Below are 15,653 nucleotides of genomic sequence, written 5' to 3'. Positions count from 1 at the left end.
AACGTAGTTTCATCAGGAACAGGAGAAGTCATGTCAGTCGCACTAATGTTAGCGCTTGGGGCTGCCGTTTTGGCGGTGGTGTATGGCGTAGTAATGAGTCAATGGATTTCAGGCTTACCCGCAGGCAATGCCCGCATGCAGGAAATTGCCGGGGCGATTCAACAAGGAGCCGCGGCCTACCTCTCCCGACAATACAAAACCATTGCCTTGGTCGGAATCATCCTCGCCATCTTGATCGGCATTTTTTTAAGTCCACAAACAGCTATCGGCTTTGTCATTGGTGCAGTGTTGTCTGGCGCTTGCGGCTTTATTGGCATGAACGTCTCGGTGAAGGCAAACGTCCGCACTGCGCAGGCGGCCACACAGGGCATTGCTGCCGCCTTGGATGTGGCTTTTAAAGGGGGTGCCATCACCGGCATGCTTGTGGTGGGACTAGGCTTGCTTGGTGTGGCAGGATTTTATACCTACCTCGGTGCAGAGCAGGCGACTGACCTCAATCCGCTGATTGGGCTGGCGTTTGGCTCTTCGTTGATTTCTATCTTTGCCCGGCTGGGTGGAGGCATTTTCACCAAAGGCGCAGATGTGGGTGCCGACCTGGTGGGCAAGGTGGAGGCAGGCATCCCGGAAGATGATCCGCGCAATCCGGCAGTGATTGCAGATAATGTGGGGGATAACGTGGGCGACTGTGCTGGCATGGCCGCCGACCTGTTTGAAACCTATGCGGTGACCTTAATTGCCACCATGGTACTTGGGGGCCTGATGGCCGCAGAAGCAGGCGCCAATGGCGTTATTTACCCACTGCTGCTCGGCGCCGTCTCTATCGTCGCCTCAATTATCGGCTGTTTTTTTGTCAAAGCCTCCCCTGGCATGAAGAATGTGATGCCTGCCTTGTACAAAGGCTTGGCAGTAGCGGGCATTTTGTCACTGATTGCGTTTTACTTTGTCACGCAATATGTCTTCCCGCAAGGCTACAGTCACGGCGAGGTCACGATCTCCAGCCAGGCCCTATTTGGCGCCTGTGCAGTGGGGCTGGTACTCACAGCGGCATTAGTGTGGATTACTGAATACTACACGGGCACTGATTACGCGCCGGTCAAACACGTGGCGCAAGCCTCTACCACCGGCCATGCCACCAATATCATCGCCGGCATAGGCGTCTCCATGAAGTCCACCGCCCTCCCTGTGCTATCGGTCTGTATCGCGATTTATGTCGCCTTTCATCTGGCAGGTCTGTATGGGGTAGCGATCGCCGCCATGTCCATGCTCAGCATGGCCGGGATTGTGGTTGCACTCGACGCTTATGGCCCGATCACAGACAACGCAGGCGGCATTGCCGAAATGTCTGAACTCCCCAGCAGTGTGCGCGATGTGACCGATCCGCTGGATGCCGTAGGCAACACCACCAAAGCCGTCACCAAAGGCTATGCGATTGGTTCGGCTGGCTTGGCGTCGTTAGTGCTGTTTGCAGACTACACTCACAAGCTAGAAGGCGCGGGCATTACGGCCAGTTTTGATTTAAGCGACCCAAAAGTCATTATTGGCCTGTTTGTCGGCGGTTTGATTCCGTTTTTGTTTGCCGCCATGGCAATGGAAGCAGTAGGCCGGGCCGCAGGCAGTGTGGTTGAAGAGGTCCGCCGGCAATTCCGTGAAATCAAAGGCATTATGGAAGGCACTGCCAAGCCGGAATATGGGAAAGCCGTGGATATGCTCACCAGTGCGGCCATCAAGGAAATGATGCTGCCTTCCCTCTTGCCAGTCGCCGCCCCCATTCTGGTCGGGCTGTTTCTGGGGCCGGTCGCGTTAGGCGGTTTATTGATGGGCACAATCGTCACCGGACTGTTTGTGGCGATCTCAATGTGTACCGGTGGCGGTGCTTGGGATAATGCCAAGAAATATATTGAGGATGGACATCATGGCGGCAAAGGCTCCGATGCGCACAAGGCAGCAGTCACCGGTGATACCGTTGGGGATCCTTACAAAGATACCGCCGGTCCCGCCGTGAATCCGCTGATTAAAATCATCAATATTGTCGCGCTATTGATTGTGCCTTTGCTACATTAGCCCCGTGTTCAAAAAGCAAAAAGCCGGGCTGACGACCCGGCTTTTTTATGTGTGGCAGCTAATTAAAATGCTGGCTTCACTTCAGCTTCATTGTAGCGGACAACACCGTCAACGATTTCCTTGTGTGCGTCTTCAATCCCGACCCAGCCTTCAATTTTCACCCATTTACCTTTATCGAGGTCTTTGTAGTGCTCAAAGAAGTGCGCAATCATATCCAGGCGCCAAGGGGAAACATCCGTCAATGTTTTCTGGTAAGCATACAGGCCACAGACTTTAGCAATCGGCACAGCCAACACCTTGGCATCACCACCCGCTTCGTCGGTCATTTTCAACATACCCAATGCACGGCAACGCACCACGACGCCAGGTAACAATGGCACAGGCGTAATCACCAGCACATCCACCGGGTCTCCATCATCGCCGAGGGTATGTGGAATATAGCCATAGTTACATGGATACTGCATGGAGGTGCCCATAAAGCGATCAACGAACAATGCACCGCTTTCTTTATCCACTTCATACTTTACTGGATCACCATTGGCTGGGATCTCAATAATGACGTTAAAGTCGTGAGGCAAATCTTTGCCGCTAGGCACCAAATTCAAAGACATGTTCTTAAACCTATCCCTATAAAAAATCGCCATTATAGGCGATTAATATGAACATTTGCTGGCAAACAACACTATTTTTGATCTTGCGCAGGTGTGAATTCATCACGGCATTGTTGCCTGATAGCCACTGGAATCAGTCTGAGTGCCAAATACAACAATAGCGGAATAATCACCAACTCATCCAACTGGCCGATCACGGGAATAAAGTCGGGGATCAGGTCAAAAGGCAACACCAGATAAGCCAAAGCTAACCATAATAGAGCTTTGGCTAACCAAGGCGTTTGCGGATGTGAATGCAAGGCGCGATAAAACAAGACTTCCTGTTTAAAGCGTTGCCCCAGCGTCACGAGTTGTGCACGCAACCCCATCCTCATTCACCCGTTCAGGCATTAGTCCACTTGCAGGGTGCGTCCGGTCAGTTTGGCAAAGGCCTCCATGTACTTGTCAGAGGTGCGTTGCGCCACATCGGCAGGCAATTCCGGTCCTGGTGGTGTTTTGTCCCAACCGCAGCTTTCAAGCCAATCTCGGACATATTGCTTGTCATAACTGGGTGGGTTGCTGCCCACCTGGTATTGATCTGCAGGCCAAAAGCGTGAAGAGTCCGGCGTTAATACCTCATCCATCACATGTAATACGCCGTGCTCATCGACACCAAATTCAAATTTGGTATCGGCAATAATAATGCCTTTGGTGCGTGCATATTCTGCCGCACGCGTATACAAGGCAATCGCCGCCTGCTCGACCTGTGCCGTCAGCGCTTTGCCAATCAAAGCCTCTACCTGGGCGATACTGATGTTCTCATCGTGCTCCCCTACCGCTGCTTTGCTGGACGGGGTAAACAAGGGCTGTGGTAACTGCTGTGCCAGTTGCAGGCCAGCAGGCAACGGAATATCACATACGGTGCCTTTGGCCTGATATTCTTTCCAGCCACTCCCGACCAGATAACCGCGCACAATGGCCTCTAATGGCAAGGCTTTGAGTTTTTTGACCACCACGGCGCGACCTTTGACCTGCGCGACTTCATCCGGCGCGACCACTGACTCTGGCGCGATACCAGTCAAATGGTTGGGCACCACACTCTGCAACTGCTCAAACCAGAAATTGGCCATTTGCGTCAACATCGCGCCTTTGTGCTCAATACCGGTGGGCAAAATCACATCAAAAGCACTCAGGCGATCCGTGCTCACCAGTAACATGGTATGCGCGTCGATATCATAAATATCACGCACCTTCCCCTGGTGCAGTTTCTTCAGACTCTTGATAGACGTTTCGAGCAATGGCGCTGACATAATCGTGATCACATAAGTAAAAACCGCATTATAAATGCGCCACGGCCTCGCAGGCGAATAAATTGCCCTATCCAAGCATTATTGGCAATCACAAGTTGGTTTACTAGGCGGCCACCTCTTCAATATCCACCGGATCAGGCAAGTTTGTCATGCATAGTTTGGCATAACCGACATAGCGCGTCAGGCGCAGCAAATTGCAGGTGTAGCCATATTCATTGTCGTACCAGGCCACCAGTTTTACAAAAGAAGGATCCAGCATAATGCCCGCCGAGGCATCAAACACGCTGGCAGCGGGATACCCCCGGAAATCACTGGAAACCACTGCTTCGTCGGTATACCCCAACACTCCTTTCAAATCGCGCTCCGCGGCATACTTCATGACCGCACAAATATCCTCGTAAGTGGTTTTTTGCTGCAACTCAACCGTCAGGTCAACCACGGACACATCCGCCGAAGGAATCCGCATAGACATACCGGTTAATTTTTTATTGAGGGCTGGAATCACTTTACCTACTGCCTTGGCCGCGCCGGTACTCGAAGGAATAATGTTATCAAAGACCCCTCGCCCACCGCGCCAGTCCTTGTTCGAAGTGCCATCCACCGTTTTTTGCGTCGCCGTGGCCGCATGAATGGTGGTCATGAGGCCACGCTTGATGCCAAAATGGTCATGCAACACCTTGGCAAGCGGCGCCAAGCCATTGGTGGTACAAGAAGCCGCAGAAACAATTTCTTCCCCGTGGTAGTGATAATGATTGACGCCGTAGACATACATCGGTGTGTCGTCCTTACCGGGTGCCGACTGCACAACAATGCGGGCACCGCCTTGAATGTGCGCCGCACAGGTTTCCTTGGTCAAAAAAACACCCGTGCATTCAACGACCACATCGACATTTGCGCTGGCCCAGTCAATCTGCGCTGGATCTTTATGTGACGTGAGCCGTATTTTTTTACCATTAACGACCAGTGATCCGCCCTCTAACTGTGCATCGTATGCGAGCCTACCGTGCACCGAGTCATACTTGAGCATATACAACATATGCTCTGGCTCCTCGATCCCGTTGATCGCCACCACTTCCATATCCTTGAACTCTGCCTGATTTAAAGCCGCCCTGAGCACCATACGCCCAATTCTTCCAAACCCGTTGATACCGATCCGAACAGTCATTTTTTGGACTCCTTTTGTCGTGGATATCCTAAAACAAGCAATTTTGATGCTCAATTTAAGCTTTAGCGTTAGACAGCCATCGCGGCCTTGAATAGAATAGAGTTGAAAACTTTAAATCATTAAAGCCCCCGCCCATCGGATATTTTGTGAACGTTGCAGAGCAATTACTGAGTGGTATTCTGGACACATTATCATTGCAAGTCGCAGTGATTGATGAAGCAAGCAGCATTCTTTATGTGAATCAGGCCTGGCGTAATTTCGGCCTGCATTTTGGCCTTCAACTTCAAACCGACTGGTTTGGCATCTCTTATCTGGATATTTGCCAGGCCAGTGAAGACACTAACCAACCCGCCTTACTGGAAGGCGTACAGCAGGTACTCAGTGGCATGCGCGATCATTTCAGTATCGATTACCTTTGCCACACCCCCACTCAAGAGCCCACCTGGTTGACCTTAAATTTACAGCCGATGCAAAGTGCATTGGCGCAGCAGGGCCAGCTTTTTTTACTGACATTAACCAATATCACGCACCACAAACAGGTGGAGGATCGCATCTCGGCCCTCACCCTCACCGACCCACTCACCGGCCTTGCCAACCGCCGCCGCCTGGAGCAATTCATGCGGGATGAGTGGTCACGTGCTATCCGCCATCAATCCAGCTTGAGCGTAATGATGGTCGATGCCGATCACTTCAAGCAACTCAATGACAGCATGGGGCACGCAGCGGGCGATGATTGTTTGCGGCAACTGGCCACCATTTTGCAAGGCTTTAGTAACCGGCCTGGTGATCTGGCAGCCCGCTACGGGGGCGAAGAGTTTGTGTTGGTGCTAGGCCAAACCACCCAGCACGAGGCCGTCAAAATTGCAGAGCGCATCCGGCAAAAAGTCATGGCGCTGGATATCCGTTTTGCTGGCCACCGTTTGATGACCGTGAGTATAGGCATTGCCTCACTGGGCATCCATCATGCACAATCCCAGAAGGAAGAACATGCACGCAACCAGTGGCTCAACTTTAGTGAAGACGGGAATTTGCTGCTAGAGCAGGCTGACAAGGCCCTGTATGTGGCAAAAAAACAGGGCCGCAACCGCGTTGAAGTGTATGACAAACATCACAGGTTGACGGTGCCGCTCTCGGTGTAACCTGTAAGAGGCCAAATCAGCGAGCAGCTACCGTCATTAACAGAAGCTAGGCAGCGCGCTCTTCCAGCATGGCCACCGCAGGTAAGGTTTTACCTTCCAAAAACTCTAGAAATGCCCCGCCGGCAGTTGAGATGTAAGAGACTTTGTCGTAAATGCCATATTTTTGGATGGCGGCAATGGTGTCACCGCCACCCGCCAGCGTAAACGCCTTGGTTTCTGCGATCGCCTTGGCAATGGTTTTGGTGCCTTCACCAAACTGGTCAAACTCAAATACCCCCACCGGACCATTCCAGACCACGGTACCAGCTTTCATGATGATATCCACCAACTCGGCCGCAGATTGCGCGCCGATATCAAAAATCATTTCATCCGCAGCCACCTCAGTTGCGGCTTTTTTCACGGCAGACTCATTCGCATCAAACTGCTTGCCCACCACCACATCTTTAGCAATCGGCACGCAGGCGCCACGTGCTGCCATCTTACCCATCAGGCCTTTGGCCGTTTCCACCAGGTCCTCTTCGCACAGTGATTTGCCCACTTCATTGCCAGCGGCCTTGAGGAAAGTATTGGCAATACCGCCACCCACCACTAACTGATCCACCTTATCAGACAAGCTTTCCAGCACGGTGAGCTTGGTCGATACTTTAGACCCTCCCACAATCGCCACCAGCGGACGAGCTGGGGCCAGCAAAGCTTTGCTTAATGCATCCAGTTCCTCGGTCAGCAAAATACCGGCGCAAGCCACAGGCGCAAACTTGGCAATGCCGTGGGTAGAAGCTTCTGCACGATGCGCGGTCCCAAATGCATCCATGACAAATACATCGCAGAGTGCAGCATATTTTTTGGCCAATTCGTCATTGTTTTTCTTCTCGCCCACATTAAAGCGGCAGTTTTCAAGCAAAATCAGCTGGCCGTTCTCGGTAGTCAAACTATCTTCCGGCGCATTCGGTGCCAGCCAGTTTTTCACCAGGCGCACCGGCTGACCCAACAGTTTACTCATCACATCAGCCACGGGCTTGAGGGAGTTTTCTTCTGTGTACACACCCTCTTCCGGACGGCCCAGGTGCGAGGTCACCATCACTTTTGCACCGGCTTTCAATGCATATTCTATCGTTGGCATACTGGCCACAATTCTGGCATCACTGGTCACCACGCCATCTTTCACCGGCACATTAAGATCAGCGCGGATAAACACACGCTTGCCACGCAAATCGAGGTCAGTCATTTTGATGAATTTCATGAAGGTCTCCCTTGAGCGGTCGCCGCCGCTTGAATATAAACTGGTAAGGATAAAAAGGTGTTGGGCAAAAGCAAACGGGGCATAAAGCCCCGCGCATCATTAAGCAATATGTTGAACCAAACGCAACAGGTTACAGGTATAACCGTATTCGTTGTCATACCAGCCGACCACTTTGACAAAGGTCGGGTCCAGCATGATCCCCGCGTCGGCGTCAAACACGCTGGCGGCTGGGCTGCTACGGAAGTCACTGGAAACCACCTTCTCGTTAGTGTATTCCAGTACGCCTTTCAGCGCACCGTCAGCGGCTTGTTGCATGGCTGCACAAATGGCCTCATAAGTCGTTTCGCTATTCAGCTCCACCGTCAGATCTACCACAGACACATCGGCAGAAGGCACACGCATGGACATGCCAGTCAGTTTTTTGTTGAGCGAAGGGATCACCTTGCCAACCGCCTTGGCCGCGCCTGTACTCGAAGGAATAATGTTTTCAAACACGCTACGGCCACCGCGCCAGTCTTTTTTGGAGGTGCCATCAACCGTAAGTTGTGATGCAGTGGCGGCATGAATGGTGGTCATCAGGCCACGCTTGATCCCAAAGGTATCGTGCAAGACTTTTGCCAAAGGAGCCAAGCCGTTGGTGGTACATGAAGCGGCTGAAATAATGGCCTGACCAGCATACTCATTGTGATTCACGCCAAATACAAACATGGGGGTATCGTCTTTACCCGGCGCGGACTGCACCACTTTTTTGGCACCGCCTTGAATATGCGGCTGACAGGTTTCCTGAGTCAAGAATGCGCCGGTTGACTCAACGACGATCTCCGCGCCACCTTTGCGCCAGTCAATGTTATTTGGGTCACGCTCTGCGGTTAAATGGATACGCTTGCCATTCACGACCAAGGCCCCATTGTCAGCTTCAACTTTGGCATTAAACCGGCCATGGACTGAGTCATACTTGAGTAAATACATCATGTACTCAACATCGTATGAGCTGTTGATCGCGACCACTTCAATATTGCTGAATTCTGGCTGCTCAATCGCCGCACGTAACGCCATGCGACCAATCCGTCCAAATCCGTTAATGCCTACCTTAACTGACATATGCTCCCCAACATTGTTAGAACTAAAATGAAGTATTTTAACCTAAACCCACTATACTGGACAGACAGTAAGTGTTTGATTTGATACACGACTCAAGCATTCCCTTATTTTAAACCTGGTGATCTTGAACCACGGGGAGGCTTGCGGTGAAAGAGGAAGATGATGCAAGACAACATTATTCTGGCAGGCGGCTGCTTTTGGGGCATGCAAGATTTAATCAGGAGACTACCCGGTGTGATCAGCACACGGGTGGGCTATACCGGCGGCGAAGTTGCGAATGCCACTTATAAAAATCATGGCAACCATGCCGAAGCGATTGAGATTACATTTGATCCCGCAAAAATCAGCCTGCGGCAATTGCTGGTGTTTTTCTTTCAGATTCATGACCCAACCACCCTCAACCGGCAAGGCAATGATTTGGGTCCCTCTTACCGGTCGGCAATTTTTTATGCCAACGCTGAACAGAAGGCCGTTGCCGAGCAATTGATCTCTGAAATGAACGCCTCAGGCATCTGGCCCGGCAAAGTGGTCACCGAACTTACACCAGCGGCAGACTTCTGGCTGGCAGAGCCCGAACACCAGGATTATTTACTGCGTTATCCCAACGGCTACACCTGCCATGGCCTCAGGCCGCAATGGATATTACCGCAAGACCGAGCCACTGCAAGCTGGTTATGAATCGGGCTTAAAGGTTACTCAGGAGTGACTGCCGGTGGCTGCTTGCTTGCAGCTGCTGGTTTACGCGGTTTGGCATGATGACGTCTGGCTGGATGATGCAAAAAGGTCGCCAATTCGTTCAAGGCCAATTGATAGACCTCACGCTTAAATTCGATGACATCCTCGAGCGGCACCCAGTACTCACTCCAGCGCCAGGCATCAAACTCCGGATGCTCGGTTGCCCGCAAAGAAACATCACTGTCGCGGCCAATCAGGCGCAGCAAAAACCAGATTTGTTTTTGCCCTTTATAGCTGCCGCGCCACTCGCGCTTGACCCAACTGGTAGGCACGTCATAGCGCAGCCAGTCGCGGGTACGGCCCAGAATTTTAACGTGCTCAGGCTTGAGGCCAACCTCTTCCATCAATTCACGATACATGGCTTGCTCAGGCGTTTCACCATACTTGATGCCGCCTTGCGGAAACTGCCATGCATGTTCCCTGATACGCTTGCCCCAGAACACCTGATTGTGCGTATTGCAAAGCACAATTCCGACGTTTGGACGGTATCCATCACGATCTAACATAAAAAACTGCCTTCAATATTTGCTGCAATTTTTTCACACTTTAGACTTTAATGAAAGGACATCCGATGACAGAGCGTTTACAAACAGCTCGCTTTAAGCAACAAAAAAGCCCACTTATCGTGAGCTTTTTTGAACTAGTAACTTTTTATACCTGATGAAGTGTCAGCTTTAAGCTTTGATACGACGAATGTACAAACCAGCCATAAAAAGTAATCCGGCTAACATCATTGCAGAACTTTGAGCTTCTGGCACTGGCGTTACTACCATTCCCACAAAGGTATAATCTGATTGATTATCGCAACTAGGGCAAGTTGATTTAGGGTAACCTTTTACCGCTGTGAATGAGATGCTGTCAACAGAACGGAAACCAAATGGATTATTGATTTGCCAAGCGCCAGTTCCACCGTTTACAGCACCGCTACCAATTGACAAAACACTACCTTCACCAGTCCACGCTGCCGTGTGCACGCCTGTCGCAGTTAGGTAATATGCAGCTGTACCGCCATCTGCAAAATTCACCAGCAATTTGGCAACCTCTTTAACATCACCGTACTCAGGACCATCGAACAACAATGCCAAATTCAGTGAGGTCACAATAACCTCTTTAGAAAAAGAACCCGTTAGGCTTTCACCGATATCAATTTCGCCGTCTGTTCTACCGCCGGCAATCCCTACACCAGTAATACCATCTTGGCTTTTCTTCTTAAACGCGCTGCTACCTGTAAATGTTGCAATGGTACCGTCTGAAAAAGTGGTAGCGTATGTAGACTGACCGTTAACAAAATCAGAACCGACTACCGTTCCCGTCGTAGTAGTTATCGCGAAAGCAGAGTTTGCAAGCGATAGCATTGATATTGACAGCAACAACTTTAAACCGGCTAAATACATGTGTTTCATAGTGTCTCCTCAAAGTTTAAATTATTCCCTCTTACGGATATTACCCTATAAAAATTGAAAATTAACATAGCCCATTTGGGTAGAAGAAAAAAATACTTTTTTTAATGAATTTAATCACTTAAAAACCACAGTATTGACTTTAAGGTTTCTCTAAAAAGATTGATGTCAACCAAATCAAAGAATACTTCGTTTCATTATTATGCGAACGTCACTCAAAAACTTAACCTATTTTTTTCGATTCTTCAGACAACATATGGCGTTGATCGAAAAATCGCTTGCAATCATCCTGCTCATCACTTTTTGCCAAACAATTTTCGCTGAAAATCTTGCATATATAACAAATCAAGGTAGTGACAGCGTATCCGTGCTGAATATCACCACCAAGCAAGTCACGCATACCATTGCGGTGGGGAAAGCGCCGGTTGGGGTCGCCATTGCGCCTAAAAAACAGCGTGTGTATATCAGCAACGCTAATAGCCAAACCGTGTCAGTGATTAATAGCGCCACGCAACAAACAGTGCAAGAAATTCCGGTCAACGCCCAAGCCGTTGGCATTGCTTTAAGCCGCGACGAGAAAACCTTGTACGTGGCCGATTGGGGCGGTGAGCAAGTGATTGCAGTGGATACTGCGCATCCTGAAAAACAGCGAACATTTAAAGCGGGCAAGACCCCCTCGGGCTTGCTGGTCAGTGCAGATAACAAAAAACTGTTTATCGCCAACCGGGACAGTAACGACGTCACCGTAGTCGATACCAAAACGTTAAAAACCATCGCGCAAGTGCCGGTTGGCTTGCATCCTTTTGCGCTCAGCTTGAGCCCGGATGGTAGAACCGTATTTGTCGTCAACGTGGTCAGCAACTCGCTAACCCTGCTTAATGTTGAGACCTATCAAGCCAGCACCGTTAAAACCGGCCAGCATCCTTATGGCGTGGCGATCAGTCCAGATGGCCGTCGCGCCTACGTGAGCAACAATCACGCCGAGAGCGTATCGGTGATTGATTTAACCAACGGCAACACGATCAAGACCATCGCCGTGGGCGAATATCCCGAGGGCATCGAATACGATAAAGCAAGCAATCAGGTAGTGGTGGTCAACTGGGGCACAGATAACGTTTCCATCATAGACGCACTCACCAATACCGTAACGCAAACGATCAGCAGTCCCAAGTTATGCCGTTCGTTCGGGCAATTTATCCTCGAAGCAAAATAGCAAGAGAATATGAACGCCGCACTTAAGCAACCTAATTTTTTGATTTTTTCACAGGATGGCCAATGAATTAGTCGCAAAGAAGTTTATTTTTGGGTAAAGTCACGGATTGTTTTTTAAAACACTTTGACCGCTTACCGATTCACCCTCAAGTTTTAATCGAGCTTTCAGTTTTAAAAGCGTTTTAGAAGTCTGTAAATTTCAGGAGAAATGTAATGAAAAAATTTCTAGGCATGATTGCTGTTTCTTTATTGCCGTTGATCCCACTCACAGCTGGTGCGCACGGTGCAGCAGCCTTACGCTTTGAAAAAAGCGTAACCATCAAAGCGCCAGCGGCCAAAGTATGGGCATTGGTCAAAGATTTTGGTAACGAACAAGCCTGGAATTCAGGCGTTGTGTCTACCTCCGTAGAACAGAAAAAAGATGAAAATGGTGACGACGCCACCTACCGCACCGTCAAACTGAAAAACGGCGGTGTCATGTACGAAAAACTGCGTTTCATTGACGACGCTGGCATGCGCGTTAAATACGAATATGTTTACGAAAAAAGTACATTACAGTTTGCTAACTTTTACCCAATGATCACAGTGACTGCCAACGGCAATGACACTGTCGTGTCAGTCAAAGGCAGCTATACCCGCGCCGACTCTTCTAACATCCCTAAACCTGAGCAAAACGACGATGCAGCCACCAAGGCGCTCGACGACTTTTTTGACCCAGGTCTCGAAAGCCTGAAAAAGGTTGCCGAATCGGGAAAGTAATTAGCCAGGGTTCTGGAAAAAAATCGCAAGGCAACAGTAAACCCTGGTGGAAATTCTGGTAAGTCTTACGTTGTAAACAACACTGTTTTTGCAAATCAGTCACGGCCAAAAGCAAGCGACTGGCACCAAGTAAAGGGATTGTGTACCACACAATCCCTTTTTTGCATTATGGCAAACCACCTGCCCAAAAACATCACCTCCCCTGCCACAGATTGGCAAAGGCTGTCACTTTCTGTCAGCTTGACCAATCCCACCGATGCCCTTACTTTTAAAATTCAATTCGAAGAAATAAAGCATAAAAACCCTTTAATTCATATTTTTCAATCAGTTACAAATCAAAAAAAACAGGCTGGCACGCCTGTTGCTTTAGGGTTAGCCAACACTGTTGAAAAAGCAGTGACTTAAACAAAGAAGTAATTGACTTTAAACTTGACTTGAAGGAAAACATGATGAAAAAACACGTACAACAAGGTTTCACCCTGATTGAATTGATGATCGTGGTAGCGATTATTGGTATTTTGGCTTCTGTGGCGATTCCGGCTTATCAGGATTACACCCGTGAAGCAGCAGACTCGGCATGCTTGGCAGAGGCAAGTGCATACGCGAAAAGCTCTCTAGCTGCTCTTACAGTTAATCGTCCAGTGAATGCACATAGACCATCAGCATGCACTCTCATTGCAACGCCAACAGCTGCAACCACAACATTCAACCCTGTACCAGCTAATAACGCAGGTACAGGCCGAGTCATTACATGTGATATGTCTCAAGGTGCAACATGCTCGAGAGCTGCAGCATCTTAACTCTCTAGGGGGAATAAACGAAAGCCCGTTAATCGGGCTTTCGTTTTTTGTTGCAGAGCAACTCAACTCACGCCCTACCAAAATGATCAACACTTAACCTGAAATCGCCCCTACCATCTTGATAAAGTAAAGATAGCCCTAAGAAAAACATTCTCAAAATTTTAAAAAATCTGACTAATGCCCATCATTGATTGCCTCAGAAATAAATTATGATTAGGCCAATTACAATTTCAAGCGCAAGTTATGCTCAAGAACATCACTCTAAATGCTAACTCTAATAAACAATCATGCATTTTCTGGCTACACGGCCTAGGTGCCGACGGTCATGACTTTGAGCCTGTGGTACAGATGCTAAACCTGCCCCACATAAAATTTATCTTACCCCACGCCCCCTATCGTCCAGTTACTCTGAATAACGGCTACGAGATGCGTGCCTGGTATGACATTTTTGGGCTACAGCCGGACAGCCCGCAAGATGAATCCGGGATTAAAAGCATGCAAGCGGCATTAAATGCGATGATAGAAGCCGAAATTGCGCAGGGGATTCCGGCGCACCGCATTTTACTGGCAGGATTCTCACAAGGCGGCGCGATGGCTTTACATACGGCAACGCGTTTTCCGCAAACGTTGGCAGGCGTTCTGGCGCTTTCCACATACTTACCCTTAAAGAGTCAGCTCTCCCAAGAAAAACACCCAGCCAACCAACAGTGCCCCATTTGGATGGCGCATGGCCGTTTTGATAGCGTAATTACCATGGCAACCGCGCAAGCGTCGCGGCAAACACTAGAGGCTGCAGGCTACGCGGTGGAATGGCATGAATACGATATGCCACACAGTGTGTGTGACGAAGAGCTCAATGATATCCGCCAATTTTTGCTCAAGGTGCTGCCACCAGCGCAATAACCCCGCTTGAGAATAATCCCGCAAGCAGGGGGAGTTTTGTTAAAATAGCCAGCGTTTTCATAGGCCTATTTTCATGAGTGCTCCCAAAAAAACACCGTCTGCGGTGAGTGATCAACCAAGTTTTGCCGAACGTCTGGCGGCGTTAGAAACCATCGTCAAGCGCATGGAGTCAGGTGAACTGCCACTGGAAGCCTCGCTGGCGGCCTACACAGAGGGCATGCAGCTCCTGCAAGCCTGCCAGACTTCGTTAGAGCAGGCAGAACAAACCGTGATGCTGCTTAACCAACAAAATCAACTAACGCCCTTCGAAGCGAATTAACCCGCCAGCCACTTTCCCGTTTATTCATGACCACTTCTGCTTTTGTTTTTGATCATTGGGCACGCGCACATCAACAACATGTGGAGCAGGTGCTGGCGCGCATCTTGCCAAGTGACCAAGTGTTGCCTGAGCGCTTGCACCAGGCGATGCGTTATTCGGTGCTGGGTGGAGGTAAACGGGTCCGCGCCTTATTGAGTTATGCCGCAGCAGAACTGGCAGGCACCGCCAGAATGACGGCTGATGCAAGTGCGGCAGCAGTAGAACTGATTCACGCGTTTTCATTGGTGCATGACGATATGCCATGCATGGATGACGACGATTTGCGTCGTGGCAAACCCAGCTGCCACAAACAGTATGACGATGCCACGGCACTCTTGGTGGGTGATGCGCTGCAAAGTCTGGCGTTTGAATGCATTGCTGAGACGCAAGCGCCTCAGGCCCTTAAGCAAGTGCAGGTACTGGCACAAGCCACGGGCTCACGTGGCATGTGTGGCGGCCAAAGCATAGACTTGCAAAGCACAGGCAAACTGCTAACGCGTCATGAATTAGAAACCATGCATCAATACAAAACTGGCGCGCTGATCCGGGCCGCGACATTACTTGGCGCTTACGCGGCGCCAGACACCGCACCCACATTAATTCAGTGTTTGGAGCAATACAGCCAAAAGATGGGGCTGGCATTTCAGGTTGTCGATGACATTCTCGATGCCACAGCAGACACCCAAACCTTGGGCAAAACCGCTGGCAAAGATGCGCTGCAAGACAAATCCACCTATGTCAGCCTGCTGGGGCTGGAAGAAGCCAAAGCGCTGGTAGAAGCACTCCTGACTGAAACACTGGCATTACTAGAAGGCTACGGCCCTGAGGCTGATCCGCTGCGCGGCATTGCCAAATTTATTTGTGAGCGTCCTTTTTAATC

Annotated in this window: 18 protein-coding genes; 10 read left to right on the top strand and 8 right to left on the bottom strand. The window is 49.9% G+C overall.

Annotation, left to right across the window (positions count from 1 at the left end; all coding sequences use genetic code 11):
- Positions 1–30 precede the first annotated feature (30 nt).
- On the top strand, positions 31–2,061 hold the full coding sequence (locus ACIDF8_RS01700) for a sodium-translocating pyrophosphatase (protein WP_412008894.1): 2,031 nt from the start codon (positions 31–33) through the stop codon (positions 2,059–2,061).
- A 62-nt stretch (positions 2,062–2,123) separates the two neighbouring features.
- Here ACIDF8_RS01700 and ppa read toward each other — a convergent pair whose 3' ends face one another.
- The 4 genes from ppa to gap (ACIDF8_RS01680) form a co-directional block, all read right to left on the bottom strand.
- On the bottom strand, positions 2,124–2,672 hold the full coding sequence (gene ppa, locus ACIDF8_RS01695) for an inorganic diphosphatase (protein ID WP_412008893.1): 549 nt from the start codon (positions 2,670–2,672) through the stop codon (positions 2,124–2,126).
- A 71-nt stretch (positions 2,673–2,743) separates the two neighbouring features.
- The gene (locus ACIDF8_RS01690) at positions 2,744–3,040 is read right to left on the bottom strand and encodes a YkvA family protein (protein ID WP_412008892.1); all 297 of its coding nucleotides are present in this window, start codon (positions 3,038–3,040) and stop codon (positions 2,744–2,746) included.
- A gap of 21 nt (positions 3,041–3,061) precedes the next feature.
- On the bottom strand, positions 3,062–3,961 hold the full coding sequence (locus ACIDF8_RS01685) for a phosphoribosylaminoimidazolesuccinocarboxamide synthase (protein ID WP_412008891.1): 900 nt from the start codon (positions 3,959–3,961) through the stop codon (positions 3,062–3,064).
- A 103-nt stretch (positions 3,962–4,064) separates the two neighbouring features.
- Positions 4,065–5,126 (bottom strand): type I glyceraldehyde-3-phosphate dehydrogenase, encoded by a 1,062-nt coding sequence (gene gap, locus ACIDF8_RS01680; protein WP_412008890.1) that lies wholly within the window; start codon positions 5,124–5,126, stop codon positions 4,065–4,067.
- A 146-nt stretch (positions 5,127–5,272) separates the two neighbouring features.
- On the opposite strand from gap (ACIDF8_RS01680), the gene ACIDF8_RS01675 reads away from it, so the two are divergent.
- Complete coding sequence (locus ACIDF8_RS01675) at positions 5,273–6,265, top strand: GGDEF domain-containing protein (RefSeq protein ID WP_412008889.1); 993 nt, start codon at positions 5,273–5,275, stop codon at positions 6,263–6,265.
- A gap of 46 nt (positions 6,266–6,311) precedes the next feature.
- Here ACIDF8_RS01675 and ACIDF8_RS01670 read toward each other — a convergent pair whose 3' ends face one another.
- Complete coding sequence (locus ACIDF8_RS01670; protein ID WP_412008888.1) at positions 6,312–7,505, bottom strand: phosphoglycerate kinase; 1,194 nt, start codon at positions 7,503–7,505, stop codon at positions 6,312–6,314.
- A 99-nt stretch (positions 7,506–7,604) separates the two neighbouring features.
- Entirely contained in the window at positions 7,605–8,606 is a 1,002-nt protein-coding gene (gene gap / locus ACIDF8_RS01665) for a type I glyceraldehyde-3-phosphate dehydrogenase (RefSeq protein ID WP_412008887.1), read from the bottom strand.
- 162 nt (positions 8,607–8,768) lie between these two features.
- Between gap (ACIDF8_RS01665) and msrA the strand changes: the two genes are divergently transcribed.
- Complete coding sequence (gene msrA, locus ACIDF8_RS01660; protein ID WP_412009633.1) at positions 8,769–9,284, top strand: peptide-methionine (S)-S-oxide reductase MsrA; 516 nt, start codon at positions 8,769–8,771, stop codon at positions 9,282–9,284.
- Between the two features lie 14 nt (positions 9,285–9,298).
- Here the strand turns inward: msrA and ACIDF8_RS01655 are convergent, their stop codons facing one another.
- Positions 9,299–9,847 carry an RNA pyrophosphohydrolase gene (locus ACIDF8_RS01655; RefSeq protein ID WP_412008886.1) on the bottom strand — a complete coding sequence of 183 codons (549 nt, stop codon included), beginning with the start codon at positions 9,845–9,847 and terminating at the stop codon, positions 9,299–9,301.
- A gap of 168 nt (positions 9,848–10,015) precedes the next feature.
- Complete coding sequence (locus ACIDF8_RS01650) at positions 10,016–10,744, bottom strand: hypothetical protein (protein WP_412008885.1); 729 nt, start codon at positions 10,742–10,744, stop codon at positions 10,016–10,018.
- A gap of 259 nt (positions 10,745–11,003) precedes the next feature.
- Between ACIDF8_RS01650 and ACIDF8_RS01645 the strand changes: the two genes are divergently transcribed.
- The 7 genes from ACIDF8_RS01645 to ACIDF8_RS01615 all read left to right on the top strand — a co-directional run bounded on the left by ACIDF8_RS01645 (position 11,004) and on the right by ACIDF8_RS01615 (position 15,651).
- Positions 11,004–11,954: a beta-propeller fold lactonase family protein gene (locus tag ACIDF8_RS01645; RefSeq protein ID WP_412009632.1), complete on the top strand. Its 951-nt coding sequence runs from the start codon at positions 11,004–11,006 to the stop codon at positions 11,952–11,954.
- A gap of 212 nt (positions 11,955–12,166) precedes the next feature.
- A complete protein-coding gene (locus tag ACIDF8_RS01640; protein ID WP_412008884.1) occupies positions 12,167–12,712 on the top strand; it encodes an SRPBCC family protein in 546 nt (181 codons plus the stop codon).
- A 168-nt stretch (positions 12,713–12,880) separates the two neighbouring features.
- Complete coding sequence (locus ACIDF8_RS01635; protein ID WP_412008883.1) at positions 12,881–13,117, top strand: hypothetical protein; 237 nt, start codon at positions 12,881–12,883, stop codon at positions 13,115–13,117.
- A 41-nt stretch (positions 13,118–13,158) separates the two neighbouring features.
- A complete protein-coding gene (locus ACIDF8_RS01630) occupies positions 13,159–13,512 on the top strand; it encodes a pilin (protein WP_412008882.1) in 354 nt (117 codons plus the stop codon).
- 243 nt (positions 13,513–13,755) lie between these two features.
- Complete coding sequence (locus tag ACIDF8_RS01625; protein ID WP_412008881.1) at positions 13,756–14,415, top strand: alpha/beta hydrolase; 660 nt, start codon at positions 13,756–13,758, stop codon at positions 14,413–14,415.
- Between the two features lie 73 nt (positions 14,416–14,488).
- Positions 14,489–14,734 carry an exodeoxyribonuclease VII small subunit gene (xseB, locus tag ACIDF8_RS01620; RefSeq protein WP_412008880.1) on the top strand — a complete coding sequence of 82 codons (246 nt, stop codon included), beginning with the start codon at positions 14,489–14,491 and terminating at the stop codon, positions 14,732–14,734.
- Positions 14,735–14,760: 26 nt separating this feature from the next.
- A complete protein-coding gene (locus tag ACIDF8_RS01615) occupies positions 14,761–15,651 on the top strand; it encodes a polyprenyl synthetase family protein (RefSeq protein WP_412008879.1) in 891 nt (296 codons plus the stop codon).
- Positions 15,652–15,653 lie beyond the last annotated feature (2 nt).

This window comes from Methylophilus sp. 3sh_L (genome assembly GCF_046766015.1).
Lineage (GTDB): Bacteria > Pseudomonadota > Gammaproteobacteria > Burkholderiales > Methylophilaceae > Methylophilus.
This window is presented reverse-complemented; position numbering and strand designations above follow the sequence as displayed.

Excerpts from the sequence above, each read along its gene's own strand:
- ACIDF8_RS01700 (WP_412008894.1), top strand. The coding sequence starts at position 31 with ATGTCAGTCGCACTAATGTTAGCGCTTGGGGCTGCCGTTTTGGCGGTG.
- ppa (WP_412008893.1), bottom strand. The coding sequence starts at position 2,672 with ATGTCTTTGAATTTGGTGCCTAGCGGCAAAGATTTGCCTCACGACTTT.
- ACIDF8_RS01690 (WP_412008892.1), bottom strand. The coding sequence starts at position 3,040 with ATGGGGTTGCGTGCACAACTCGTGACGCTGGGGCAACGCTTTAAACAG.
- ACIDF8_RS01685 (WP_412008891.1), bottom strand. The coding sequence starts at position 3,961 with ATGTCAGCGCCATTGCTCGAAACGTCTATCAAGAGTCTGAAGAAACTG.
- gap (WP_412008890.1), bottom strand. The coding sequence starts at position 5,126 with ATGACTGTTCGGATCGGTATCAACGGGTTTGGAAGAATTGGGCGTATG.
- ACIDF8_RS01670 (WP_412008888.1), bottom strand. The coding sequence starts at position 7,505 with ATGAAATTCATCAAAATGACTGACCTCGATTTGCGTGGCAAGCGTGTG.
- gap (WP_412008887.1), bottom strand. The coding sequence starts at position 8,606 with ATGTCAGTTAAGGTAGGCATTAACGGATTTGGACGGATTGGTCGCATG.
- msrA (WP_412009633.1), top strand. The coding sequence starts at position 8,769 with ATGCAAGACAACATTATTCTGGCAGGCGGCTGCTTTTGGGGCATGCAA.
- ACIDF8_RS01655 (WP_412008886.1), bottom strand. The coding sequence starts at position 9,847 with ATGTTAGATCGTGATGGATACCGTCCAAACGTCGGAATTGTGCTTTGC.
- ACIDF8_RS01650 (WP_412008885.1), bottom strand. The coding sequence starts at position 10,744 with ATGAAACACATGTATTTAGCCGGTTTAAAGTTGTTGCTGTCAATATCA.
- ACIDF8_RS01640 (WP_412008884.1), top strand. The coding sequence starts at position 12,167 with ATGAAAAAATTTCTAGGCATGATTGCTGTTTCTTTATTGCCGTTGATC.
- ACIDF8_RS01635 (WP_412008883.1), top strand. The coding sequence starts at position 12,881 with ATGGCAAACCACCTGCCCAAAAACATCACCTCCCCTGCCACAGATTGG.
- ACIDF8_RS01630 (WP_412008882.1), top strand. The coding sequence starts at position 13,159 with ATGATGAAAAAACACGTACAACAAGGTTTCACCCTGATTGAATTGATG.
- ACIDF8_RS01625 (WP_412008881.1), top strand. The coding sequence starts at position 13,756 with ATGCTCAAGAACATCACTCTAAATGCTAACTCTAATAAACAATCATGC.
- xseB (WP_412008880.1), top strand. The coding sequence starts at position 14,489 with ATGAGTGCTCCCAAAAAAACACCGTCTGCGGTGAGTGATCAACCAAGT.
- ACIDF8_RS01615 (WP_412008879.1), top strand. The coding sequence starts at position 14,761 with ATGACCACTTCTGCTTTTGTTTTTGATCATTGGGCACGCGCACATCAA.